The following is a 25,216-nucleotide window of genomic DNA, read 5'->3' on the forward strand; positions in this document are numbered from 1 at the left end:
TTTATTTTAAAAAAGGGAACACAATGTGTTCCCTAATCTGTATTAGTTGTTACCTTTTACTTGGTTCATTACTTCTTCAGCAAAGTTGTCTTCGCGTTTTTCGATACCTTCACCAACAGCGTAGCGAACGAATCCTTTTAATGTTCCGCCTTTAGACTCAACGAATTGACGAACTTTCATGTCAGGATTCTTAACGAATGTTTGGTCAAGTAAGCAAATCTCTTCAAAGAATTTGCCAAGACGGCCTTCTACCATTTTCGCAACGATTTTTTCAGGCTTGCCTTCGTTTAAAGCTTGTTGTGTTAATACTTGACGCTCATGCTCAACTTCTTCAGCTGTTACAGCATCGCGGTCGATGTATTTAGGGTTAACTGCTGCGATGTGCATTGCTACATCTTTAGCAGCTGCTTCGTCAGTAGAACCTTCAAGAACTGTTAATACACCAATACGTCCACCCATGTGTAGGTAAGCGCCGAATGCATCAGCATCAGTTTTTGATACGATTTCGAAACGACGAAGTGTAAGTTTTTCACCAATTTTAGCGATTGCTTCGTTGATGTGCTCTTCTACTGTTTTGCCGCCTTCGATTGTTTGAGCCATAGCTTCTTCAACGTTAGCAGGTTTGTTAGCTAATAAGTGAGCAGCTAATTCTTTAATTAACGCTTGGAAACCTTCGTTTTTCGCAACGAAATCAGTCTCAGAGTTTAATTCTAAGATTAAACCTTCGTTACCGTTTGTTTCGATGAAAGTTAAACCTTCAGCAGCGATGCGATCTGCTTTTTTAGCAGCTTTCGCAATACCTTTTTCACGTAAGAAGTCAATTGCTTTCTCCATGTCGCCGTTAGTTTCTGTTAAAGCTTTTTTGCAGTCCATCATACCTGCGCCAGTTTTTTCGCGAAGTTCTTTTACCATTTGTGCAGTGATTGCCATATTTTTCATCCTCCTAAAATATGTATTTATACCTTTTATAAAGGTGTTTATACCTTAAAAAAGGTGATAAAAGGCCGAACCCCTTATCACCTTTCCAAATTTGTTACGCAGTAACAGTTTCTTCACCTTGTTTTGTTTCAAGGATCGCGTCTGCCATTTTAGATGTAAGAAGTTTTACAGCACGAATTGCATCATCGTTTGCTGGAATAACGTGATCGATTTCGTCCGGATCACAGTTTGTATCAACGATACCGATGATTGGAATGTGTAATTTGCGTGCTTCAGCAACTGCAATACGCTCTTTACGAGGGTCTACTATGAATAATGCACTTGGAAGACCTTTCATATCTTTAATACCGCCTAAGAATTTCTCAAGACGCTCTAACTCTTTTTTAAGTTGAACAACTTCTTTCTTAGGAAGTACTTCGAAAGTACCATCTTCTTGCATTCTTTCGATATCTTTAAGACGCTTGATACGCTTTTGGATTGTTTGGAAGTTTGTTAAAGTTCCACCTAACCAACGTTGGTTAACGAAGTACATACCAGCACGAGTTGCTTCTTCTTTAATAGCTTCTTGTGCTTGTTTTTTAGTACCTACGAATAAAATGTCTCCACCTTCAGCAGCGATGTCACGCATCGTTCTGTAAGCTTCCTCAACTTTTTTCACAGTTTTTTGTAAGTCGATGATGTAGATACCGTTACGCTCTGTGAAGATGTAACGCTTCATTTTTGGGTTCCAACGACGAGTTTGATGTCCGAAATGAACACCAGCTTCAAGCAATTGTTTCATAGAAATTACTGACATAATTTAGTTCCTCCTAAATGGTTTTTTTGATATCCTCCGTTTACTTCATCTCTAAGCGAAACTACGAACGTAGCACCAACACTTAAATCAGTAAACGTGTGTACTTTGTACTGACACCACTGCTTACTATATCATACTGAAATATTACAATCAAGTCGAAAATGCGAACAATGTAAAACTTTCTTTTTTTCACGCTCAAATCCTAGTATTACCAACCTTCAATTCCTTTAAGCAAGGAATTGAAGGTTAATTAATAGTTTTCTAATGAATGTTGTCATGACGCCTTACGTAAGCAAAATCATTCACTTGAAAAAACAAAAAACTCTCCTCAAGCGCGGAGAGTTTTTTTATAAATTAGTTTGTTTTTAATTTAGCAAGTTCCTGTAGAAACTTGTCGTTTAGCACTTTAATGTATGTTCCTTTCATACCTAAAGAGCGAGACTCAATAACACCAGCACTTTCTAATTTACGTAGTGCATTTACGATTACCGAACGAGTAATTCCTACGCGATCAGCAATTTTACTTGCAACAAGTAAACCTTCTGTTCCATTTAATTCTTCGAAGATATGCTCGATTGCTTCTAACTCACTGTAAGATAATGAGCTAATCGCCATTTGAACAACAGCTTTACTACGTGCTTCCTCTTCGATTTCTTCTGCTTTTTCACGTAAGATTTCCATACCTACAACAGTTGAGCTGTATTCAGCAAGAATTAAATCATCGTCTAAGAACTCTTGACCAAGACGAGCTAACACTAGTGTACCTAGACGCTCACCGCCACCAACGATTGGTACGATTGTAGTTAAACCTTGACCGAATAATTCTCTATTTTCTACTGGGAATGCTGTGTAGTCACTATCCACACCTAAATTTGAAGATGTTTCTGTAACATTGAATAAACTTTGCGTATACTCTTCTGGGAATTGACGCTCTGCAAGCATGTGCTTCATACGTTCGTTTTCGATTTGTTGGTGAATCGCATATCCTAATAATTTACCGCGACGACTTACAACGAACACGTTCGCTTCAATTACTTCACACATTGTGTCAGACATCTCTCTAAAGTTTACAGGCTTTCCTGCTGCGCTCTGTAATAACGCATTTAATTTTCTCGTTTTTGCTAATAATTCCATTTCAAAATTTCCTCCTACATGTTACTTACATATTTTTTCATCACTTGGAAACTAGGGCGAGTCACCTGATGACACTATTACAAAATAAACTGGCTCACATCTTTATTTTTAGCTATTGTCGCTAATTTTTCCTCAACATATTGAGGTGTTATCGTTATTTTCTCTAACGTAATTTCAGATGCCTCAAACGATAAATCTTCAAGGAGCTTCTCCATAACAGTATGAAGTCTTCTCGCTCCAATATTATCTGTATCCTGATTAACTTGATAAGCAATCTCAGCAATCTTACGAATAGCTTCGTCTGAAAATTCAATTTCTATACCTTCAGTCGCTAATAACGCCGTGTACTGTTTAATTAGCGCATTGTCAGGCTCGATTAATATTTTAACAAAATCATCCGCCGATAATTTTGTTAATTCTACTCGAATCGGAAATCTCCCTTGCAATTCCGGAATTAAATCCGACGGTTTAGACATATGGAACGCTCCAGCTGCAACAAATAAAATATAATCCGTTTTTACTGATCCGTATTTCGTTGCTACATTCGACCCTTCTACAATCGGTAAAATGTCACGTTGCACACCTTCACGCGATACATCTACGCTATTCGACTGCTTACCAGCAATTTTGTCAATTTCATCGATAAAAATAATCCCGAGCTGTTCAGCACGATAAACAGCCTCTTGTGTAACTTCATCCATATCAATTAAGCGCTGTGCCTCTTCATTTGTCAAGAGTTTTCTTGCTTCTTTTACAGAAAGTTTACGTTTTTTCGTTTTTTTCGGCATGATACTTCCTAGTGCATCTTGGAAATTCATTCCCATTTGCTCCATGCCAGTTCCTTGCAACATATCAAACATAGAAGACTGTTGTTCCGTCACTTCGATCGATATCACTTCATCTTCAAGAAGGCCTGCCGCAAGCTTTCTTTCCACATCTTGACGTTTCTTTTCGATTTCATCATCTTCCTGTGCATCAGATGTTTGGTTTGAATTTTGATTACCACCAAAAAGCATTTCTAATGGATTTTTAAATCCAGATTGTTTCTCCGGACTCGGCACTAAAATTTCAACAAGACGTTGATTCGCTTGCTCTTCTGCTTTATCTTGAACTTTAACTACCATTTCCTCTTTCACAATACGAACAGACGTTTCAACAAGGTCGCGGACCATCGACTCTACATCTCGACCCACATATCCAACTTCTGTAAATTTCGTCGCTTCAACCTTAATAAAAGGTGCTCCAACGAGTTTCGCCATTCGCCGTGCTACCTCTGTTTTACCAACACCTGTCGGTCCAATCATTAAAATGTTTTTAGGTGCAATTTCATCACGTAAATTTTCAACTAATTTACTGCGACGGTATCGATTTCGTAGAGCTACAGCAACCGCTTTCTTTGCATCTTTTTGACCGATGATGTATTGATCTAATTTTTCCACAATTTGACGCGGAGTAAAATGTAAATGCATATAAAATGCCTCCCTTACGATTCTACAATTCTTCAACAATTATGTTGTGGTTCGTATAAACACAAATATCGCCTGCAATTTCTAAACTGGCCTTCGCAATTTGTTTCGCTGTTAAATGTTCACTTGCATGTTGCTTTAAAGCACGACCAGCAGCAAGTGCATAATGTCCGCCTGAACCAATTGCTAAAATACCATCATCTGGTTCAATCACTTCTCCTGTACCTGAAACAAGGAGCATCGTTGTTTTATCCATGACAATGAGCATTGCTTCTAGCTGACGTAGCATTTTATCACCACGCCATTGTTTCGCCATCTCAACTGCAGCGCGCTGCAAGTTGCCATTATACTCTTCTAATTTTCCTTCAAACATTTCAAAAAGAGTAAATGCATCAGCAACTGATCCTGCAAAACCAGCTAAAACTTTCCCTTGGAAAAGTTTGCGAACTTTGCGAGCTGTATGTTTCATTACAACAGCATTCCCCATCGTTACCTGACCATCTCCAGCCATTGCACATTCTCCATTATGATGAACTGCAAATATCGTTGTAGCGTGGAAATTTCCCATAGAAAAAACTCCTTTATATGTTTTTATAGCCTTAAAAGCAATTTATGCCCGCGGGTGATGCTTCATGTACACAGAACGCAATCTTTCTTTAGAGACATGCGTATAAATTTGTGTGGTTGACAAATTCTCATGACCTAATAGCTCCTGCACAGTACGTAAATCCGCTCCTTCATCCAACATATGTGTAGCAAATGTATGCCTTAACATATGGGGACTTATCCGCATTGTAAGTGAAGCTTTCTTAATGAGTTCGTTCAAAACATAACGTACACCCTGATCTGTTAACGGCTTACCTTTCGCATTTAAAAATACCATATGAGATTGTTCTTCAGTCTTTTGAGCTAACTGTTTTCTTCCGTTCTCTATATAAGTAATTAAAGCATCTTGTGCATAGCTTCCGAACGGAATATATCTTTGTTTTTTCCCTTTTCCCATCACTAAAATTGTTCCCACTGCAAAGTCAATGTCGGTAAGTTGCAAATTAACGCATTCGCTTACACGAATCCCAGTTGCATACATCAACTCTAATAAAGCTTGATTCCTTTGACCTAATGGTGCCTCTGTATCAGAAACTTCAAACAATTCCTCTAACTCTTCAGCATATAAAAACTTTGGGATTGACAATTCTTTCTTGGGAAGTGACGCAAGTGCAAACGGATTATCTTTTTGATAACCTTCACGCATCAAAAAACGATATAAACTTCGTAAGCTTGATACTTTCCTTGCGACAGATTTACGGGCTAACTTCTGATCGTGCAACGTCGTCAAGTATAAACGAACATCCGCGTATGTAACATCTAAAAAAGAGGATATGCCTTCTCGCTCCATAAATTGCACAAAATGTTCTAAATCATTTTGATAACTTGCAATTGTATATTTTGAATAATTTCTTTCAATTTGTAAATATCCAACGAATAATTGTAACAATTTCTTCACATTCACATCCATATAATTCACCTCAATAAAGGCTACTAAATCGTATCACAACTTAGTAGCCTTTGCAAGAAATTTAATTAAATATTTACAAAATTTTGAATTGTTTCCAAAGCGCGTGTAGCATATGCTTCATTTCGCTCTTGTTTCTTTTTAATTTTCTTCTCTAACGGTGTAAATAAACCGAAGTTTGCATTCATTGGCTGGAAGTTTTTCGCATTTGTCGCAGTAATATAATTCGCCATACTTCCCATTGCAGTTACAGGTGGTAATACAACTGGCTCTTCACCTTGTACAAGTCGAGCAGCGTTAATACCCGCTAATAATCCTGATGCTGCTGATTCAACATAACCCTCTACACCAGTCATTTGACCAGCGAAGAATAAATCATCACGTTGTTTATATTGATATGTTGGACGAAGCAAATTAGGCGAATTAATAAACGTATTACGATGCATTACACCATAACGTACAATCTCTGCGTTTTCTAGTCCTGGAATTAGCTGTAACACTTCTTTTTGTGGTCCCCACTTTAAATGTGTTTGGAAGCCTACAATATTGTATAATGTTCCTGCTGCATCATCTTGACGTAACTGAACAACCGCATACGGTGTTTTCCCTGTTTTCGGATCTTCTAACCCAACAGGCTTCATCGGTCCAAATACTAACGTCTGTCTTCCTCTACTTGCCATAACTTCTACTGGCATACAACCTTCAAAGAAAATTTCTTTTTCAAATTCTTTTAAAGGCACTGTCTCAGCAGCAATTAAAGCCTCATAAAAACGATCAAACTCTTCTTCTGTCATTGGACAGTTTAAATATGCCGCTTCACCTTTATCATAACGGGATTTTAAATATACTTTATTCATGTCAATGCTGTCTTTCTCAACGATTGGCGCTGCAGCATCATAGAAATAAAAATAATCTTCACCTGTTAGTTTTTTTAATTGTGCAGAAAGATCCGGAGACGTAAGTGGACCTGTCGCAATAACAGTTGGTCCCTCTGGAATTTCAGTGATTTCCTCATTCATTACAGTTACGTTCGGATGATTTTTCACATATTCAGTCACTTTCGCCGCGAATTCATGACGGTCTACAGCTAAAGCACCTCCTGCTGGTACAGAGCACTCATCAGCTGCACGAATAATGACAGAATCCATTAGACGCATTTCTTCTTTAATAACACCAACAGCATTTGTCAATGTGTTTGCGCGAAGTGAGTTACTACATACTAATTCAGCAAATTTATCTGTATGATGAGCTGGTGTTTGCCTTACTGGTCTCATTTCATATAATTTTACTTGGACACCACGCTTTGCAATTTGGTAAGCTGCTTCGCTTCCTGCAAGACCTGCGCCAATGACGTTTACTACTTGTGTTGTCATATATATCACCTTTCCTTTTCTTCCCGAAAAAAATGTGAGCAGTTACGCTCACATTTGTTGTTCTTCTTCATAATCACACGAAATACATTGTACTTGCACGCCTTTTTTTAACTTTTTCTCTACGAGCATACCTTCACACTTCGGACATTTACGACCAATCGGCTTATCCCAAGATACAAAGTCACATTCTGGATACGTACCGCATCCGTAGAAAAGACGTTTCTTTTTATTACTACGGCGTTCAATAATTTGCCCTTTATCACACTTCGGACAAGTAACACCGATTTCTTTTACAATCGGTTTTGTATTACGACATTCCGGGAAATTTGAACAAGCCATAAACTTCCCATATTTACCCATTTTAAAGACCATCGGGTGACTACATAATTCACAGTCTTCCCCAGCTGGTTCATCTTTAATTTCCACTTCACGCATTTCTTTTTCCGCTTTTTCTAAGCGCGGTTCAAATCCTACGTAGAAATCATCAACAATTTTCACCCAATTTGCATTTCCTTCTTCTACTTCATCAAGGCTTTGCTCCATATTGGCAGTAAATTCAATGTTAATGATTTCTGGGAAAAACTCTAAAATAAGTTCGATTACTATTCCACCAAGCTCAGTCGGAACGAAGCGTTTATTATCTAAAGCAACGTATCCTCGTTTTTGGATTGTTTCAAGTGTTGGTACATAAGTAGACGGTCTCCCAATTCCAAGCTCTTCAAGTGTTCTTACTAGACGAGCCTCTGTATAACGCGGCGGAGGCTGTGTGTAATGTTGCTTTGGTTCTATATCTTTTGAAAATACAGTTTCACCTACTTCTAACGGTGGCAACATCTTATCCTTTTCTTCCGCACCATCATCTTTCGACTCTACGTACACTTTCATAAATCCTGGGAACTTTACAACTGATCCACTTGCACGGAACTGAACATTGTTATTAATGAGTTTCGCTGTAACAGTATCCATTATAGCAGATGCCATTTGACTTGCAACAAATCGCTCCCAAATCAGTTTATACAAACGGAGTTGATCACGACTTAAGAAACTTTTTAGTTCCTCTGGCTTTCTCATTACCGAAGTAGGACGAATCGCCTCATGCGCATCTTGTGCTTTCGACTTTTTCGTTTCTTTCCTCTTCTCTGTTCCTATGTATTCCGCACCAAACGCCTCAGTAATGTAATCACGAGCCTCTGTTTGAGCTGTTTCTGAGATACGTGTTGAATCAGTTCTCATATACGTAATAAGACCTACAGTCCCTTGTTTTCCAAGATCTATCCCTTCATACAGCTGCTGTGCAAGCATCATTGTTTTCTTTGCTCGCATATTTAACTTACGCGCTGCCTCTTGTTGCAAGGAAGATGTTGTAAACGGTAATGCAGGGTTACGCTTTCGCTCTTTTCGCGTTACATTTTCAACCGAAAACGCATTATCTTTCATCTTTTCGATTATTTCGTTCACTTGTGCTTCGTTCGTTAATTGAACTTTTTCACCATCTACACCGTAAAAGCTTGCTTCAAATGTGTCTTTCCCTTTGACAAATTCTGTTTTAATTGTCCAGAATTCTTCAGGTTCAAAACTTTGAATTTCTTTTTCACGTTCGATGATTAAACGAACTGCTACAGATTGTACGCGTCCTGCACTTAATCCTTTTTTTACTTTCTTCCATAATAAAGGACTAATATTGTAACCAACAAGACGATCGAGTATACGCCTTGCCTGTTGTGCATCTACTAAATCCATATTAATTGCACGAGGATATTTAAATGATTCTTTTATTGCATCTTTTGTAATCTCATTAAATACAACTCGGCAATCTGATTCAACGTCCACATTTAACGTATTTGCTAAATGCCAAGCAATTGCTTCTCCTTCACGATCCGGATCGGCCGCGAGATAGACTTTCTTTGCTTTTTTTGCCGCTGATTTTAAATCTTTTAAAACGGGACCCTTACCACGAATGGTAATATACTTCGGAGTGAAGTTATTCTTTACTTCTATCCCCATTTGGCTTTTAGGTAAATCGCGGACATGTCCCATGGACGCGACGACTTTGTATTTTTTCCCTAAATATTTTTCAATGGTCTTCGCCTTAGAAGGCGACTCCACGATTACGAGGTAATCTGACATGCTAGTGCCTCCTTAAGAGGTGGATTCAAGTCTTCATCAATCTTATTGATTTCTCTTGTTTTTGTCAATCAAGAATGAATATACCATACAGCGACAATCTACCATTTGTCAATAATTGTTTAATAAAAACATAAAAATATATGGTTAATTTAAAATTTCTTCAAGGATATCCTCCGCATTTCTTACTAGCTTGGCGCCTTGTTGAATTAGATGATTCGTTCCTGCTGCACTCTCTATAAATATAGGTCCAGGAAGCGCAAACACCTCTCTATTTTGTTCTAGCGCAAGGTCTGCAGTAATAAGGGATCCACTTCTCGTTTTTGCTTCTACAACTAAAACACCTTTACTTATACCGCTAATAATTCGATTTCTTTTTGGAAAATACCATTTTTTCGGCACATAATGGGGCGGATACTCTGTCAATAACAATATATAATCTTTCCACGTGTCATATAAACCTCTATTCTCCTTTGGATACATATAAGATAATCCGTGTCCTAATATTGCAATGGTCGGGCAATGCTGCCTTACTGTAACTTCATGAGCAATTGTATCTATCCCTCTTGCAAACCCACTAACAATAAGCCATTCTTTTTCAAGTAAAGGTTGTAAAATAAACTTCATACTCTCCTTTCCATATAAAGACGGTTCTCTCGTTCCAACAATCGCTAATTTATTTACTTTATTTAGAAAATCTCTTTCTCCTTTTCCGTATAAAACAAAAGGGGGATCTTGTATTTCTCGCAGTAATTGTGGATAGTCCTTATCCCATATTGTTATATAAAATATTCTCTTTTTTTCTAACTGGGATACATATTGTTGGAGATTTGAAATTTGAAGAAAATTTACTAGTTCTAAAGATTTTTTCGAGGATATTCCAGCGTAATATTCAAATTGTTTCGGACTAAAAGTGTATATTTCCTTCAGTTCTGGATCAACATATAGTAGTCTCTCCATCGCCTTCCAATGATCCGACAACATGTAATGAAGGTGCAATAAACGTTCTCTTTTCATCTCAATTCTCCTTACCCATAATTTTTATTATGTAAACAAAAAATGTGTAAAAAGACACCCTCTAATAAGAAGGTGTCTTTCAAAAAGATTAGTAGTTTTTACAAGTCTCAAATAATCCCTTTTCTTTTAAAACAGAGATTAATGTTTCACCCATAACAGCTGGTGTTTCCGCTACTTTAATACCACAAGCTTCCATTGTTTTAATCTTTTCAGCAGCAGTTCCTTTGCCGCCAGAAATGATCGCCCCAGCATGACCCATACGTTTGCCTTCAGGCGCTGTTTGACCACCAATGAAGCCTACAACTGGTTTTGTCATATTAGCTTGTACCCATTCTGCTGCTTCTTCTTCTGCCGTACCGCCGATTTCACCAATCATAATTACAGCATGCGTTTCTTCATCTTCATTAAATGCTTTTAACGCATCAATAAAGTCCGTACCGTTAACAGGGTCTCCCCCGATACCTACAGCAGTAGATTGGCCAATACCTTCTTGCGTTAACTGATGTACAGCTTCATACGTTAATGTACCAGAGCGAGATACGATACCAACATGACCTTTTTTGTGAATATATCCTGGCATAATACCAATTTTACATTCGTCAGGTGTAATGACACCAGGGCAGTTTGGTCCAAGTAAACGTGTATGTTTACCCGCCATATATCTCTTTACGTTTACCATATCTAATACAGGGATTCCTTCAGTAATACATACTACTAAATCAACCTTTGCATCAACTGCTTCCATAATTGCATCAGCCGCAAAAGCGGGTGGAACGTATACAACTGAAGCGTTTGCGCCTGTTGCTTTCACAGCATCTTCTACTGTATCAAATACTGGTACGCCTTCAATATCAGTGCCACCTTTACCTGGTGTTACACCACCTACAATTTTCGTACCGTATTCAATCATTTGCTTTGTATGGAATAACCCTTGAGAACCTGTAATACCTTGAACAATAACTTTTGTATCTTTATTAACTAATACGCTCATTTTTCTCCCCCGCTTTCTATTAGCCCACTAGTGAAACAATTTTTTGTGCACCGTCTGCCATAGATTCTGCTGCAACAATATTTAAACCAGACTCATTTAAAATTTTCTTTCCTAGCTCTACGTTTGTACCTTCAAGACGTACAACTAAAGGCAACTCAAGACCTACCTGCTTCGTCGCTTCAATAACACCTTCTGCGATAACATCACACTTCATAATGCCACCAAAAATGTTAACGAAGATACCCTTTACATTTTTGTCAGAAAGGATAATTTTGAATGCTTCTGTAACTTTTTCAGCTGTTGCGCCGCCACCAACATCTAAGAAGTTAGCCGGGTCACCATGGTAATGTTTAATGATATCCATTGTAGCCATTGCTAAACCTGCACCATTAACCATACAACCGATATTTCCATCTAAAGGAATGTAGTTTAAGTCATATTTAGAAGCTTCAATTTCTTTTGAATCTTCTTCTTCAAGATCACGAAGTTCTAAAATATCTTTATTGCGATATAACGCATTAGAATCAAAGTTTAATTTTGCATCTAACGCCATAACTTTACCGTCACCTGTTGTAACAAGTGGATTAATCTCAGCGATAGAGCAATCTTTTTCGATAAACGCACTGTATAAGCCCATCATAAACTTCACAGCTTGTCCTACAAGTTCTTTTGGAATATTGATGTTAAACGCGATTCTACGCGCTTGGAAACCTTGTAAACCTACTGCTGGATCAATATATTCTTTAAAGATTTTTTCAGGCGTTTTTTCTGCTACTTCTTCAATTTCTGTTCCACCTTCTTCAGATGCCATTAAAACAACTTGAGAAGTTGCACGATCTAATACAAGACCTACATAATATTCTTTTTTAATATCGCAACCTTCTTCGATAAGTAAGCGTTTTACTTCCTTACCTTCAGGACCTGTTTGATGCGTCACAAGTGTAGTTCCTAAAATGCTTTCTGCATATGTACGAACTTCTTCTAAATTTTTCGCAACTTTTACACCGCCAGCTTTGCCGCGTCCACCAGCGTGAATTTGCGCTTTAACTACACATACTTCCGTTCCTAATTCTTTCGCTGCTTCTACAGCTTCTTCTACTGTAAATGCAACCTTCCCGTTCGGAACGCTAACCCCATAGCTTCTAAGGACTGCCTTACCTTGGTACTCATGGATATTCATGGTCCCATCCTCCCCTGTTTTCCTGTTTTACTCGAAAAGTTTTTTAATGTTTAAAAAACATTACATTGCCATTGTATAAGATGATTGGCACGCTGTCTACAATAAAGTGTCAGAAAACTGAAATCGCTTTATTCTTTTTCGAAAATAATAATGTTTATATACCAAAATAAAAAATAAGCTGTGAATATACAGCTTATTTTTTAATCATATCTTTAATTGGCGCAAATGATTTTCGATGTTCCTCTAATACTCCATGTACTTCAATCGCTTCTAAATGCTGTTTCGTCCCATATCCCATATGTTGTTCAAATCCATATGCAGGATACTTTCCTCCTAACTCTTTCATCATACGATCTCTCGTCACTTTCGCAATAATAGATGCAGCTGAAATAGAGACACTTTTCGTATCACCTTTAATGATTGATGTTTGCGGAATTGATGTAGGAAGCTTCATCGCATCGATTAATAAATATTCTGGTGTACACGATAAATTAGCAACCGCATCTAACATCGCTTGCTTCGTCGCTTGATAAATATTTATTTCATCAATAACTTGTGGTGATATAATTCCAACTCCAATCGCAATTGCATGCTCTTTAATTTCATCATAAAAACGCTCACGTTTCGCTTCACTTAATTTTTTCGAGTCATTTAATCCTGGAATATAAAAATCTTCCGGAAGGACGACAGCCGCCGTCACAACCGGTCCTGCTAACGGCCCACGACCCACTTCATCAATACCAGCAATGTATGTGAGCCCTTTTTCACGTAACTCATTTTCGTACTTTGACATTTCTAGAAATTTTTCTCTTTCTTTTTGCGCTAACTCTTTTTGTTTATACCACTTCAAAATTAGTTTTTGAACACCTTTTCGCTCATCTTTCACTAACATTTGAAAACGCTCGTCTTCTTCATTCATAATTTCTTGCAGCAAACATTCAGCTTCTTGAATAGTCATTTTTTGCATCTATTTACACTCCTTTTAAACGTAACCAAAAAGAAAAGACGTACAAACGCACGTCTTATACTTCTTCTACTTTTTCCACATCTTCTACCTGCTCTGCAAACTCTTCTGGTGTTTCAAACGTCATTTTTCCAAATCTTCCACCACGAAGCTCACGAAGTATAAGCTCAGATGTTTTATCATAATCAATCATTCCGCCGCCCATTAAGCAACCTCTGTTTTTTCCAATCGCATCAAATAACTCCACAATTTCTTCTGGAATGTCATTTAAATTATATCGCTCTTTTAAACGTTCTGGATAATGTTTTTCCATAAAACGTAACGCATAAATAGCTACATCCTGTAAATTTAATATAGAATCTTTAATTGCACCAGTCGTCGCTAAACGAAGACCAACTAATTCATCTTCAAATTTAGGCCACAAAATACCTGGTGTATCTAATAATTCCATTTCTTTCCCAACTTTAATCCACTGCTGGGCCGTTGTCACACCAGGACGATCTCCTGTTTTTGCTATATTTTTCTTCGCTAATTTATTAATCAGTGTAGATTTACCAACGTTTGGAATACCTACAATTAAAGCACGAATTGCTCTTGGTCTAATACCTTTAGCAACCATTTTATCGAATTTTTCTTTGACAAGAACTTTACAAGCTGCTGCAATTTCTTTCATACCTTGTCCAGCTTGCGCATTAATTGAAATTGCCTTTTGACCTCTTTCATCAAAATATGCAATCCACTGCTTTGTAAGACGATCATCCGCCATATCCGCTTTATTTAAAACAACAAGCCTTGGTTTATGTGTAATAATTTCATCAATCATTGGATTACGAGAAGATAAAGGTAATCGAGCATCTACAAGCTCAATTACAACATCAATTAACTTTAATTTTTCTGTTACTTGGCGTCTAGCCTTTGCCATATGTCCTGGGAACCATTGAATTACCATGTTGCCACCTTCTTTTTCTTTTATTTCACAATACGTGCATCTTTTAACGGCCAATATAGCATATTTGCTTTACCTATCATTTGGTCCATTGAAATTGTACCAATCGAACGGCTATCTTTACTAAAACGACGATTATCGCCTAAAACAAATAATTGACCTTCTGGAACAGTTTTCTTTCCTGTCATTTCTTCAAGAGTAAAATCATATGTAAGCGGTCCGTCAGCAAGTTGTTTTTTCTGCTTATCTAAATACGGCTCCTCATAAGGTTTCCCGTTAACATATAGTTTATCATTACGGTATTCGATTTCGTCGCCTGGCAGGCCAATAATACGCTTAATATAATCTTTTTCTTCCGTCGCTCGGAATACAATAATATCAAAGCGTTTCGGATCACCTATGTGATAGCCAATTTTATTAACAATCATTCGATCACGGTCATGTAAAGTCGGCGACATCGATACACCGTCTACGAGAATTGGGGCAAAGAAAAACTGTCTAATTACGCCCGCTAATACAACAGCAATCAAAATTGCTTTGATCCATTCCCAAAGTGAGCTCTTCTCTTTCTTCATGCTTTCCCCTCCACTGTTATGTAAGCTGCTCGTATTATACCAAAATTTCATATAGATTGGAAAAAGGGAGCTTGTGTATTTACAAGCTCCCATACATGTCTTATCGAATTTCTTTAATACGTGCTTTTTTACCGCGAAGGTTACGTAAGTAGTATAACTTAGCACGACGTACTTTACCACGGCGAAGTACTTCGATGTTCGCGATTCTTGGCGTGTGAACTGGGAATGTACGCTCAACACCTACACCGTAAGAAATCTTACGAACTGTGAATGTTTCACTGATTCCGCCACCACGACGTTTAATTACAACACCTTCGAAAAGCTGAATTCTTTCACGAGTTCCCTCAACTACTTTTACGTGTACACGTAAAGTGTCTCCAGGACGGAATGAAGGAAGGTCAGTTTTCAATTGGCCTTTTGTGATTTCTGTGATTAATTGTTGCATATTAAATTCTCTCCTTTAAACAGATGCTCTTATAAAGTCTTATTAAATTACAGCGGAACATCGTTAATACGGCTACTGATTTCAGTAGCACAAATGTTATAATAGCATATTGCTAGGACTGTTGCAATAGAAAATATATCAAGCCCTTATCGGTCTTCTTTAATCTGTTCCAGCCATTTCTCTTCTTGCTTAGATAATTCTCGTTCTTCCAGTAAATCCGGTCTACGTGTGTACGTACGACGTAGTGACTCTTTATGGCGCCATTCATCAATGTTTTTATGATTTCCTGACATTAGTACATCCGGTACCTTCATACCACGAAAATCAGCAGGACGTGTATAATGTGGGTGTTCTAACAAACCTGTGCTAAAAGAGTCTTCCACTTGTGACGTTTGATTCCCAAGCACTCCTGGCAAAAGACGTACAACACTGTCAGTGACTACCATAGAAGCCAATTCTCCACCCGTTAATACGTAATCCCCAATAGAAATCTCATCTGTTACAAGATGCTCACGAATTCGTTCATCGTATCCTTCATAATGGCCACATACAAAAATAACATGCTCTTCTCCAGCAAGCTCTTCTGCCTTCTTCTGCGTGAAACGCTCTCCTTGTGGACACATTAAGACGATTCTCGGCTTACGGTCTGTTTCCTTCGTTAACTCTTCTACTGCGTCAAAGATAGGCTGTGGGGTTAATACCATACCAGCGCCCCCACCATACGGATAATCATCTACACTATTATGCTTACTAGTTGTATACTCACGAAAATTGACAACACGAAGCTCTACCGCTTCTTTTTCTTGTGCTTTCTTTAAAATTGAAGACCCAAATACACCCGTAAACATATCTGGAAACAATGTTAAAATGTCAATTTTCATTATAGTAGCCCTTCCATTACATGAATGGTTACTAATTTATTTTCAATGTTAACTTGAAGTACAACGTCATCAATATAAGGAATTAACAAATCTTGACCCTTTGGACGTTTAATCACCCAAACGTCATTCGCACCAGGAGATAGAATCTCTTTGATTGTCCCTAACGCTTCTCCTTCTTCCGTTACAACGTTGCAACCAATAATTTCATGGTAGTAGTATTCGCCTTCAGCTAGTTCGCCTAACTGCTCTTCTGGTACTTTTATTAAAGAACCTTTTAACTTCTCTACTTCATCTACATTGTTGTATCCTTCAAGTGTTAATAAATCAAATGTCTTATGTTGACGATGAGAAGTTACCTTCACTGTAAGATAGTCTGTACCTTTCTCATCCCATATGTATAGCGTGTTCCCTACTTTATATCGCTCTTCTGGAAAATCAGTACGAGAAATAACACGAATTTCTCCTTTTACGCCATGAGTATTTACAATTTTCCCTACATTAAACCACTTTGTCATAAATAGTATGTCACCCCTGGTTTCTATATAAATTAAGCATTTCCATTTTATATATGGAACATGCAATTTCTCTTTAAATGTTAAAAAAGGGAGAGGAAATAACTCCTCGCCCTTTTTACGTTTATTGAATTTCCAGTGTGACGTTCTCATCATTATGATGTCCCACTGAATACAAGAGCATTCTAATCGCTTTCGCAACTTTCCCTTGCTTTCCAATGACTTTTCCAACATCCTCAGGATGTACAGTTAATCGATACTTTATTTCTCCGTTGCAAAGTTCCTGTGTAACTTTTACATCTCCAGGATGATCCACAAGAGGTTTAACAATTGTCTCGACTAACATTTTCATTGTCATTGCCTCAATTACTTACCTTGTTTAGATAAGTGGAATTTCTCCATGATACCTTGGTTAGAGAAAAGGTTACGAACTGTATCAGATGGTTTAGCACCATTTCCTAACCATTTTAATGCTGCTTCTTCGTTGATCTTAACTTCCGCTGGTTGAGCAACCGGATTGTAAGTACCGATTTCCTCAATGAAACGTCCGTCACGAGGAGAACGAGAATCTGCAACAACTACACGATAGAAAGGAGTTTTTTTAGCTCCCATACGTTTTAAACGAATTTTAACTGCCATTTATAAAGCACCTCCGAATTTATTTCACACAGATAATTATATTAGCAAAAAGACTATTGCTTTGTAAAGTATTTTTTCTTAACAGAGCCATCTTTTTTCCTTACATGAATGGAAACTTCAATCCACCTAGTCCTTTTTTCTTACCTTTTTGCATTCCCGTCATCGTCTTCATCATTTTTTTCATATCATCAAATTGCTTGATTAGACGATTGATTTCTTGTACCGTTGTACCGCTACCTTTGGCAATGCGCTTTTTACGACTAGCATTGATTATTTCCGGTTGTTCTCGTTCTACTTTAGTCATAGAACGAATAATTGCCTCAATATGCCCAATTTGTTTTTCATCAACTTGTGCATTTTTCAGCCCTTTAATTTTATTTGCACCAGGAAGCATTCCTAACAATTCGTCAAGTGGTCCAAGTTGACGCACTTGTCCAAGTTGTTCTAGAAAATCGTCAAGCGTAAACGAAAGCGTACGCATTTTTTGCTCAAGTTCTTTTGCTTTCTCTTCATCAACTGTAGCTTGCGCTTTTTCAATTAATGTTAAGACGTCGCCCATCCCTAAAATACGGGATGCCATACGTTCTGGATGGAACGCTTCAATTGCATCTAGTTTTTCACCCATACCAGCAAATTTAATTGGTGTATTTGTTACAGCCTTAATAGATAATGCCGCACCACCGCGCGTATCACCATCTAATTTCGTTAGTACAACACCTGTTAATCCTAACTGTTCATGGAAACTTTGTGCTACATTTACCGCGTCTTGTCCTGTCATCGCATCGACAACAAGGAAAATTTCATCCGGCTTCGCAACTTCTTTGACTTTCGCTAATTCACCCATTAGTTCTTCATCAATATGCAGGCGACCCGCTGTATCGATTAAAACGTAATCGTGATGATCTTCTTTTGCTTTCGCAATCGCTTGTTTCGCAATTTCAACCGGACTTACTTGATCTCCTAAAGAGAAAACAGGCATGTCCAATTGCTTCCCTAATGTTTCAAGCTGTTTAATCGCTGCTGGACGGTAAATATCCGCTGCAACAAGCATCGGTTTACGATTATGCTTTTTACGAAGCAAATTTGCAAGCTTACCTGTCGTCGTTGTTTTACCCGCACCTTGCAGACCAACCATCATTATAACAGTAGGTGGCTTATTAGCAACAGCAATTTTGCTTTGCTCTCCGCCCATAAGTTCTGTAAGTTCTTCCTGTACGATTTTAATTACTTGTTGTCCAGGTGTCAAACTTTTCATTACATCTTGTCCGACAGCACGCTCAGACACACGCTTTATAAAATCTTTTACTACTTTAAAGTTAACATCCGCTTCTAAAAGAGCTAGACGAACTTCTCTCATCATTTCTTTTACATCGGCTTCAGAAACTTTTCCTTTGCCGCGGATTTTTTGCATTGTCTGTTGAAGTCGGTCGGCTAATCCTTCAAATGCCATATTGCCGCCCTCCTAATCTAATTTTTCGATAGCTTCAACAACTTGTTTCATTTCTTCATTCACATGCTCTTCTTCGCTGAGTAGCTGTTTTAGCTTTGCAACAAGTCGCTGTCGCTCTTGAAACTTTTGAAGTAATACTAATTTATCTTCATATTCTTCAAGCATCGCTTCAGTCCGTTTAATGTTATCATACACGGCTTGGCGACTTACATCAAATTCTTCCGCAATTTCACCAAGAGATAAATCATCTAGATAATAAAGCGACATATAACTTCTTTGTTTTTGCGTTAACAACGATTGATAAAAATCAAATAAATAGTTCATTCTCGTTGTTTTCTCGAGCATGTTGGATCATCCTTTGTTAAGTGATTTCCCTTTACATGACTTAGTTTACATGGAGTATAAAAGAGTGTCAAGTTTTTTTCTTAACATCACATATTTTTATAAAAAAAGAAGCGGAAATACCACTTCTTTCACTTACACTTCTTCTGTTTCTACTACGTTCGCAAACAAACCATAAACATATTGTTCTGGATCAAACTGTTGCAGATCATCCATTTGCTCTCCTAGCCCAACAAATTTCACCGGAACATCCATTTCGTTACGAATCGCTAAGACGATACCACCTTTAGCAGTTCCATCTAACTTCGTTAAAACAATACCAGTAACATTCGTTGCTTCACGGAATGTTTTCGCTTGGCTTAAACCATTTTGCCCTGTTGTTGCATCAATAACAAGTAATACTTCATGAGGAGCCCCTGGTACTTCACGCTCAATTACACGCTTCACTTTCTCTAACTCATTCATTAAGTTTACTTTATTTTGTAAGCGTCCCGCTGTATCACATAGCAATACATCCACTTTACGGGCCTTTGCCGCTTGTACAGCATCATACATAACAGCCGCTGGATCAGATCCTGATCCTTGCTTAATTACTTCTACACCAACACGATCGCCCCATACTTCTAATTGCTCAATCGCCCCAGCACGGAATGTATCTCCTGCCGCCAATAGGACAGACTTACCTTCTGATTTAAATTTATGTGCAAGCTTACCAATCGTCGTCGTTTTCCCCACACCATTCACACCAACAAATAAAACTACTGTTAATCGATCCTCTTGTATATTAACTTCATTACTAAAATCGCTGTCACCTTTGTAAATGCCCACTAGCTTTTCAGAAATAACAGCCTGTACTTCTTTCGGATCTTGAATGTTACGACGTTGCACTTCTTCTTTCAACTGATCAATTAATTCCATCACTGTCGAAACTCCGACATCCGCACTAATTAAAATTTCTTCTAATTCTTCAAAGAAATCTTCGTCTATTTTGCGGTAACGGTACACTAAGTCATTTACTTTATCAGCAAATGAATTTCTCGTTTTTTCTAATCCTTGTTTAAACTTCTCTGTTACCGTATCCGTTTGTTTTGAAATTTTTTCTTTTAATTTTTTTAAAAAGCTCATACTTCCCATCCTTCCTATCTACTTGCAACAAGTTCTTCGCCATCATCTAAACGAACAGAAACAAGCTTCGACACCCCTGATTCTTGCATTGTTACACCGTACAATACATCAGACTCTTCCATTGTACCTTTTCGGTGTGTAATTACAATAAACTGCGTTTCATCACTAAATTTCTTTAAATACTGCGCAAAACGAGCAACGTTTGCCTCATCAAGAGCTGCTTCCACTTCATCTAGAACACAGAATGGAACTGGGCGTACTTTTAAAATACCAAATAAGAGCGCAATTGCAGTTAAAGCACGCTCTCCCCCTGAAAGTAAACCTAAATTTTGTAGTTTCTTCCCTGGTGGTTGCGCTACAATATCAATACCCGTATTTAGTAAATCTTCTGGGTTTGTCATTACTAAATCCGCTCTTCCACCTCCGAATAATTCAGAGAATACAGATTGAAACTCTGTTCGAATCCCTTCGAACGTAGTAGAAAAGCGTTTTTTCATCTCTTCATCCATTTCCGTAATAAGTTGATGCAATGTCGATTTCGCTTCTTCTAGGTCATCTCTTTGCTCTAATAAGAATGTATGGCGCTCTGCTACACGTTCATACTCATCAATTGCCCCTAAATTTACTGCGCCTAACTCTTCAATGGATAGTTTAATTAGTTTCACCTTTTTACGTGCATCTTCTGCAGGCATCATCATTGTATACTTAAGTTTTGCTGCTTCAAATGAAATAGTATATGTTTCACGTAAATGTTGCAATCTATTTTCCAGCTCTACATCAAGTCGGTTAATTTTCACTTCTTGATCTTTCAGCATCTCAAGAATATATTTATGTTTACCTATTGTTTCTTTCACACCGCGCTCTAAATGCTCGACTCTTTCTTGCAATGATACGCGTTGTTCACGACGAGAACGAATTAACTCCGAAGTTTGATTACGATCATACGCTTTCTTCTCAATCATATTCGTAATTTGTTCTTCGCCACTTGAATTAGATGTCATCTCTTGCTTTAAGAACGCTAAATCTTCTTTCGTTTTTACAAGCGTCGCATCAGTCTCTTCTTTTTCCTTCGTCAATCGTTCGACTTTTTCTTTTTGATTAGACAATCGTTGTTGTTGTTCAGCAGCTTGTACTTTTAGCTCCGTCATTTCCTTCTGAACTTTTTCTTTTGAAGAATATTGTTCACTTTTTTGTTTCGTTAAAACGACGATTTTACTATCTAATTCCCCAATCTCAGCTTGAAGAGTCGCTAAAATCTTTTCTAACTCTTCTTTGCGCCCTTGCATTTTTACTTGATCTTGTAAAAATCCTTCAATCTCTAAATCGTAAATCGATAAACGATCATTAATACGATGTTCATCTAATTCTAAACGATTAATTTCTTCTCTTAGCTTCTGTTCATCTACACGTTCGGTCTCTACACCTTGGCGTAGCTCTCGTATTTGTACTTCTTTTTCTTGAATCTCTTGCTTTACTGCTTTAACAAAGTTTTCTAGCTTTGTTGTTTTTTCTTCCATGTCAGTTAGTTTTTTAGTCCACTCTTCAAGTTCACGTTGACGTCCCAATAAAGAGGATTTCGCCTGTTTTACAGCTCCACCCGTCATAGAACCACCCGGGTTCACTACGTCACCTTCGAGTGTTACAATACGATAGCGGTATTGCAGTTGTTTCGCTAACTCATTTGCTCCGCGTAAATCTTTCGCAACAACAACGGTACCTAATAAACTTGAAACTACATTCTCATATTTATTATTGTACTGCACAAGTTCTGCCGCTACACCGACAAACGATGGATGCTGATTCACAATGCGTAATTGATCAAATGATAGCGATCGGCTTTTAATAACAGCTTGAGGTAAAAACGTTGCACGGCCATGTTTATTTTGCTTTAAAAATGCAATTGCATTACGAGCATGCTCTTCTGTTTGTACTACGATATGTTGCATCGCTGCCCCAAGGGCGATTTCCATTGCGATTTCATATTCTTTCGGCACAGTCAGAAGTTCTGCAACAGCTCCCTCAATACCTTGTAGTCTATTTTCTCTAGCCTTTAATACTTCACGTACCCCTTGATAGAAGCCAGAGTAGTCCTCTTGCATCTCTTCTAACATTTCTTTCCGAGAGCGCGCCTGTTGCACAAATTGATACGCTTGATACAGTTTCGTTTCATTTTCACTATACTGTGACTTACATTTCCCAAGTGCCGTTTCTGTCTTCTGTATGTTAGAAATAATGTCAGCTATTTTCTCCCTCGCTTGCTCATAACTGTCTACAAGTTTCGCCTTTTTCGCTGTAATTTCCACACGCATCTGTACATACTTTTCATTTTCTTCATCAAGTCGTTCGTTTTTAGAGTTTTGCTGTTTTGATTGTTCTTCAATCATAGATAATTCATTACGAAGACTTGCTTGTTGATTTAAAAGTTCAATATAGTCACCTTTTAAATTCTCAATTTGTTCCTCTAAATTCTCAGCAAAAGTCGCAAGTAATTGCTCGTTATCATGCAATTTCTTCTCCAATTCTTTTACTTGATTCACAAATTGCATTAAAGCTTCTGTACTTGTTTCAATTTCGCCATCATAACTTGTAGTTTTCTCTGTTAACTCAACAATTAGCTTTTCAAGCTGCGCACAATGTGTCGTTGCATTTTGCTTTCTTTCCTTTAACAGCTCGCGTTGCCCTTCTAGTTTTTCTAGTTCTTTACTAGACAGAAGTAGAACTTCTTGTAAGGAATTTACAGATTCATCAACGGCTTGTAATTGCCCGCGTAATTCCTCAAGCTCTTCTTCACTTTTTTGTAAGTTCGCCGACATTTTAGCTTCTTCATCTTTATTATGCCCAAATTGATTTCGAAGCGCTTCCCACTTTTCATGTAATTCTTCAATTTCATGTACAATAAGCGCAGCTTCTACTTTCTCTAATTCTTCTTTTTTCTCAAGATAATCTTTCGCAATAGAAGCTTGTCTTTCTAGTGGTTCTACTTGACTACTTAATTCGTGAATAATATCTTGTACACGATTTAAGTTTTCTTGTGTTTCCGCCAATTTCCCTTCAGCTTTCTTTTTACGAAGTTTGTATTTCAGCACACCCGCAGCTTCTTCAAATACACCTCGACGTTCTTCTGATTTACTACTCAAAATCTCTTCGACTTTCCCCTGGCTAATAATCGAAAAAGCTTCCCTTCCCATACCAGAGTCCATAAATAAATCAATAATATCTTTTAATCTACAAGACTGTTTATTAATATAAAAATCACTATCACCCGAACGAGATACACGACGCGTTACACACACCTCGTTATACTCAATCGGTAAGCGTTGGTCTTCATTATTTAAAGTTAATGTAACTTCAGCAACATTAACCGCTCTTCTCGTATCACTGCCGGCAAAAATAATATCCTCCATCTTTGCACCGCGTAATGACTTTGCAGATTGTTCACCAAGTACCCAGCGAATTGCATCAGTAATATTACTTTTCCCGCTCCCGTTAGGTCCTACTACAGAAGTTACACCTGGAACAAAATCGACAGATACCCGCTCAGCAAAAGACTTAAATCCTGCTATTTCTAATCTTTTTAAAAACACGAAAGGCCTTCCTCCTATTCTCCGTTGTTGTAAACGTTGTCTGTACGAAAACAACCTACTATACGGATTTCCCACTCCTTTTATTTATAAATAAAAGGAAAGTTTCATTCTATGCATAAGGAATCCCCCTCATTCAAAGGGGGATTCCTCATGATTGTTCTTTTAATTTTTTCAATGCTTCTGCAGCAGCTTGTTGCTCTGCCTCTTTTTTTGACTTACCACTACCAAGACCTAATGCCTCATTATTTAAAGTTACACGGGACACAAATTCTCGGTTGTGGGCCGGTCCTTTTTCTTGCAAAATTTGATACTCAATATTGCCACTACCATCACGCTGAATCAATTCTTGCAATTGACTCTTATAATCCATCACATGAGAAAAAGCACCTTCATTAATTTTTGGATATACAACTTCTTTTAAGTATCCCCAAACTGTTTCTAGCCCTTGATCAAGATAAAGGGCACCAATAAACGCTTCAAAGACATCCGCTAATAAAGCTGGTCGTTCACGTCCACCCGTCATTTCCTCACCTTTCCCTAATAAAACAAGGCTACCAAATGACATTTCGTTTGCAAAACGAACAAGAGATGGCTCACATACAATAGCTGCACGTAGTTTTGTTAACTCTCCTTCGCTCATTGTCGGATATTTTTGAAACAGATACTGTGATACAGTGAGTTCCAATACAGCATCGCCAAGAAACTCCAGACGCTCATTGTCCTCATGCGGTTTTTTTCGATGCTCATTCACATACGATGAATGCGTAAATGCTTGAATCAATAATTTTTCATCTGTAAACGTAATACCTATCTTTTCTTGAAATACTTTAAAAGCTTCACGATATTTTGCTTCGTATTTTTTTTCTTTATGTTTTCGGTACGGCATAGGTCCCTCCAGATATAAGCCGAGAAGCCCCGTTAAAAAACGGGACTTCACTTAAGCATTATAGATGACTCTCTATGTAAGTCACAGCATCGCCAACAGTAGCAATCTTTTCAGCATCTTCATCAGAAATTTCCATTTCAAATTCATCTTCTAATTGCATTACAAGTTCTACTACATCTAGGGAGTCTGCGCCTAAATCTTCTTTGAAGCTTGCAGCTGGTACTACTTCAGTTTCTTCTACTCCTAAACGATCAACGACAATTTTGGTTACACGCTCTAAAACATCTGCCATTCTATTCACCTCCCCTCAAATATTATATAAAATATTGTCCAA

General features: G+C 37.8%; 25 protein-coding genes. All 25 read right to left on the minus strand.

What is annotated here, in order from left to right; genetic code table 11:
- Positions 1–42: 42 nt before the first annotated feature.
- On the minus strand, positions 43–930 hold the full coding sequence (gene tsf / locus ABH955_RS08085; protein ID WP_002088177.1) for a translation elongation factor Ts: 888 nt from the start codon (positions 928–930) through the stop codon (positions 43–45).
- A gap of 103 nt (positions 931–1,033) precedes the next feature.
- Entirely contained in the window at positions 1,034–1,735 is a 702-nt protein-coding gene (gene rpsB, locus ABH955_RS08090) for a 30S ribosomal protein S2 (protein WP_002088178.1), read from the minus strand.
- 354 nt (positions 1,736–2,089) lie between these two features.
- Entirely contained in the window at positions 2,090–2,869 is a 780-nt protein-coding gene (codY, locus tag ABH955_RS08095; RefSeq protein ID WP_002014541.1) for a GTP-sensing pleiotropic transcriptional regulator CodY, read from the minus strand.
- Positions 2,870–2,946: 77 nt separating this feature from the next.
- Positions 2,947–4,338, minus strand: a complete 1,392-nt coding sequence (gene hslU / locus ABH955_RS08100) for an ATP-dependent protease ATPase subunit HslU (protein ID WP_002014539.1) — start codon at positions 4,336–4,338, stop codon at positions 2,947–2,949.
- A gap of 22 nt (positions 4,339–4,360) precedes the next feature.
- Positions 4,361–4,903, minus strand: a complete 543-nt coding sequence (gene hslV, locus ABH955_RS08105; protein ID WP_002014538.1) for an ATP-dependent protease proteolytic subunit HslV — start codon at positions 4,901–4,903, stop codon at positions 4,361–4,363.
- A 42-nt stretch (positions 4,904–4,945) separates the two neighbouring features.
- Entirely contained in the window at positions 4,946–5,845 is a 900-nt protein-coding gene (gene xerC, locus ABH955_RS08110; RefSeq protein ID WP_404457866.1) for a tyrosine recombinase XerC, read from the minus strand.
- A gap of 71 nt (positions 5,846–5,916) precedes the next feature.
- Positions 5,917–7,221, minus strand: a complete 1,305-nt coding sequence (trmFO, locus tag ABH955_RS08115) for an FADH(2)-oxidizing methylenetetrahydrofolate--tRNA-(uracil(54)-C(5))-methyltransferase TrmFO (RefSeq protein ID WP_002066796.1) — start codon at positions 7,219–7,221, stop codon at positions 5,917–5,919.
- 48 nt (positions 7,222–7,269) lie between these two features.
- On the minus strand, positions 7,270–9,348 hold the full coding sequence (gene topA, locus ABH955_RS08120) for a type I DNA topoisomerase (RefSeq protein WP_002088184.1): 2,079 nt from the start codon (positions 9,346–9,348) through the stop codon (positions 7,270–7,272).
- Between the two features lie 144 nt (positions 9,349–9,492).
- Positions 9,493–10,362, minus strand: coding sequence for a DNA-processing protein DprA (gene dprA / locus ABH955_RS08125; protein ID WP_404457811.1), 870 nt, complete (start codon positions 10,360–10,362; stop codon positions 9,493–9,495).
- 88 nt (positions 10,363–10,450) lie between these two features.
- Positions 10,451–11,353 carry a succinate--CoA ligase subunit alpha gene (sucD, locus tag ABH955_RS08130; RefSeq protein ID WP_002033796.1) on the minus strand — a complete coding sequence of 301 codons (903 nt, stop codon included), beginning with the start codon at positions 11,351–11,353 and terminating at the stop codon, positions 10,451–10,453.
- A 19-nt stretch (positions 11,354–11,372) separates the two neighbouring features.
- Positions 11,373–12,533 (minus strand): ADP-forming succinate--CoA ligase subunit beta, encoded by a 1,161-nt coding sequence (sucC, locus tag ABH955_RS08135; protein ID WP_002014529.1) that lies wholly within the window; start codon positions 12,531–12,533, stop codon positions 11,373–11,375.
- A gap of 193 nt (positions 12,534–12,726) precedes the next feature.
- Positions 12,727–13,500, minus strand: coding sequence for a ribonuclease HII (locus ABH955_RS08140; RefSeq protein ID WP_404491028.1), 774 nt, complete (start codon positions 13,498–13,500; stop codon positions 12,727–12,729).
- 55 nt (positions 13,501–13,555) lie between these two features.
- Complete coding sequence (gene ylqF, locus ABH955_RS08145) at positions 13,556–14,446, minus strand: ribosome biogenesis GTPase YlqF (protein WP_002088188.1); 891 nt, start codon at positions 14,444–14,446, stop codon at positions 13,556–13,558.
- A gap of 20 nt (positions 14,447–14,466) precedes the next feature.
- Positions 14,467–15,018, minus strand: coding sequence for a signal peptidase I (gene lepB, locus ABH955_RS08150; protein ID WP_002088189.1), 552 nt, complete (start codon positions 15,016–15,018; stop codon positions 14,467–14,469).
- A gap of 100 nt (positions 15,019–15,118) precedes the next feature.
- The gene (gene rplS / locus ABH955_RS08155; protein WP_002014524.1) at positions 15,119–15,463 is read right to left on the minus strand and encodes a 50S ribosomal protein L19; all 345 of its coding nucleotides are present in this window, start codon (positions 15,461–15,463) and stop codon (positions 15,119–15,121) included.
- A 146-nt stretch (positions 15,464–15,609) separates the two neighbouring features.
- A complete protein-coding gene (gene trmD / locus ABH955_RS08160; protein WP_002014522.1) occupies positions 15,610–16,344 on the minus strand; it encodes a tRNA (guanosine(37)-N1)-methyltransferase TrmD in 735 nt (244 codons plus the stop codon).
- Positions 16,344–16,859, minus strand: a complete 516-nt coding sequence (gene rimM, locus ABH955_RS08165; RefSeq protein ID WP_002014521.1) for a ribosome maturation factor RimM — start codon at positions 16,857–16,859, stop codon at positions 16,344–16,346. Before rimM ends, trmD begins: the two co-directional genes overlap by 1 nt.
- 121 nt (positions 16,860–16,980) lie before the next feature.
- Positions 16,981–17,208, minus strand: a complete 228-nt coding sequence (locus ABH955_RS08170) for a KH domain-containing protein (RefSeq protein WP_002088196.1) — start codon at positions 17,206–17,208, stop codon at positions 16,981–16,983.
- Positions 17,209–17,222: 14 nt separating this feature from the next.
- Positions 17,223–17,495: a 30S ribosomal protein S16 gene (gene rpsP / locus ABH955_RS08175; protein ID WP_000268750.1), complete on the minus strand. Its 273-nt coding sequence runs from the start codon at positions 17,493–17,495 to the stop codon at positions 17,223–17,225.
- Positions 17,496–17,595: 100 nt separating this feature from the next.
- Positions 17,596–18,945 (minus strand): signal recognition particle protein, encoded by a 1,350-nt coding sequence (gene ffh / locus ABH955_RS08180; RefSeq protein ID WP_002014519.1) that lies wholly within the window; start codon positions 18,943–18,945, stop codon positions 17,596–17,598.
- 12 nt (positions 18,946–18,957) lie between these two features.
- A complete protein-coding gene (locus ABH955_RS08185; RefSeq protein ID WP_002033794.1) occupies positions 18,958–19,290 on the minus strand; it encodes a putative DNA-binding protein in 333 nt (110 codons plus the stop codon).
- Between the two features lie 132 nt (positions 19,291–19,422).
- Positions 19,423–20,412, minus strand: a complete 990-nt coding sequence (gene ftsY, locus ABH955_RS08190; protein WP_404457802.1) for a signal recognition particle-docking protein FtsY — start codon at positions 20,410–20,412, stop codon at positions 19,423–19,425.
- Between the two features lie 14 nt (positions 20,413–20,426).
- Complete coding sequence (smc, locus tag ABH955_RS08195) at positions 20,427–23,996, minus strand: chromosome segregation protein SMC (protein WP_404457799.1); 3,570 nt, start codon at positions 23,994–23,996, stop codon at positions 20,427–20,429.
- Positions 23,997–24,144: 148 nt separating this feature from the next.
- Positions 24,145–24,882, minus strand: a complete 738-nt coding sequence (gene rncS / locus ABH955_RS08200; RefSeq protein WP_113936793.1) for a ribonuclease III — start codon at positions 24,880–24,882, stop codon at positions 24,145–24,147.
- 58 nt (positions 24,883–24,940) lie between these two features.
- Positions 24,941–25,174, minus strand: coding sequence for an acyl carrier protein (gene acpP / locus ABH955_RS08205; RefSeq protein WP_002014515.1), 234 nt, complete (start codon positions 25,172–25,174; stop codon positions 24,941–24,943).
- Positions 25,175–25,216 lie beyond the last annotated feature (42 nt).

This window comes from Bacillus sp. RC240, from assembly GCF_044907945.1.
Classification (GTDB): Bacteria; Bacillota; Bacilli; order Bacillales; family Bacillaceae_G; genus Bacillus_A; species Bacillus_A mycoides.

Bases quoted from the DNA above. Each gene is read 5' to 3' on its own strand.
- hslU (WP_002014539.1), bottom strand. From the start codon at position 4,338: ATGCATTTACATTTTACTCCGCGTCAAATTGTGGAAAAATTAGATCAA.
- rpsB (WP_002088178.1), bottom strand. From the start codon at position 1,735: ATGTCAGTAATTTCTATGAAACAATTGCTTGAAGCTGGTGTTCATTTC.
- ABH955_RS08140 (WP_404491028.1), bottom strand. From the start codon at position 13,500: ATGCAAAAAATGACTATTCAAGAAGCTGAATGTTTGCTGCAAGAAATT.
- trmD (WP_002014522.1), bottom strand. From the start codon at position 16,344: ATGAAAATTGACATTTTAACATTGTTTCCAGATATGTTTACGGGTGTA.
- ylqF (WP_002088188.1), bottom strand. From the start codon at position 14,446: ATGGTAATTCAATGGTTCCCAGGACATATGGCAAAGGCTAGACGCCAA.
- ftsY (WP_404457802.1), bottom strand. From the start codon at position 20,412: ATGAGCTTTTTAAAAAAATTAAAAGAAAAAATTTCAAAACAAACGGAT.
- rpsP (WP_000268750.1), bottom strand. From the start codon at position 17,495: ATGGCAGTTAAAATTCGTTTAAAACGTATGGGAGCTAAAAAAACTCCT.
- sucC (WP_002014529.1), bottom strand. From the start codon at position 12,533: ATGAATATCCATGAGTACCAAGGTAAGGCAGTCCTTAGAAGCTATGGG.
- ABH955_RS08170 (WP_002088196.1), bottom strand. From the start codon at position 17,208: ATGAAAATGTTAGTCGAGACAATTGTTAAACCTCTTGTGGATCATCCT.
- rncS (WP_113936793.1), bottom strand. From the start codon at position 24,882: ATGCCGTACCGAAAACATAAAGAAAAAAAATACGAAGCAAAATATCGT.
- tsf (WP_002088177.1), bottom strand. From the start codon at position 930: ATGGCAATCACTGCACAAATGGTAAAAGAACTTCGCGAAAAAACTGGC.
- dprA (WP_404457811.1), bottom strand. From the start codon at position 10,362: ATGAAAAGAGAACGTTTATTGCACCTTCATTACATGTTGTCGGATCAT.
- rplS (WP_002014524.1), bottom strand. From the start codon at position 15,463: ATGCAACAATTAATCACAGAAATCACAAAAGGCCAATTGAAAACTGAC.
- lepB (WP_002088189.1), bottom strand. From the start codon at position 15,018: ATGAAGAAAGAGAAGAGCTCACTTTGGGAATGGATCAAAGCAATTTTG.
- ABH955_RS08185 (WP_002033794.1), bottom strand. From the start codon at position 19,290: ATGCTCGAGAAAACAACGAGAATGAACTATTTATTTGATTTTTATCAA.
- codY (WP_002014541.1), bottom strand. From the start codon at position 2,869: ATGGAATTATTAGCAAAAACGAGAAAATTAAATGCGTTATTACAGAGC.
- sucD (WP_002033796.1), bottom strand. From the start codon at position 11,353: ATGAGCGTATTAGTTAATAAAGATACAAAAGTTATTGTTCAAGGTATT.
- rimM (WP_002014521.1), bottom strand. From the start codon at position 16,859: ATGACAAAGTGGTTTAATGTAGGGAAAATTGTAAATACTCATGGCGTA.
- trmFO (WP_002066796.1), bottom strand. From the start codon at position 7,221: ATGACAACACAAGTAGTAAACGTCATTGGCGCAGGTCTTGCAGGAAGC.
- hslV (WP_002014538.1), bottom strand. From the start codon at position 4,903: ATGGGAAATTTCCACGCTACAACGATATTTGCAGTTCATCATAATGGA.
- acpP (WP_002014515.1), bottom strand. From the start codon at position 25,174: ATGGCAGATGTTTTAGAGCGTGTAACCAAAATTGTCGTTGATCGTTTA.
- ffh (WP_002014519.1), bottom strand. From the start codon at position 18,945: ATGGCATTTGAAGGATTAGCCGACCGACTTCAACAGACAATGCAAAAA.
- topA (WP_002088184.1), bottom strand. From the start codon at position 9,348: ATGTCAGATTACCTCGTAATCGTGGAGTCGCCTTCTAAGGCGAAGACC.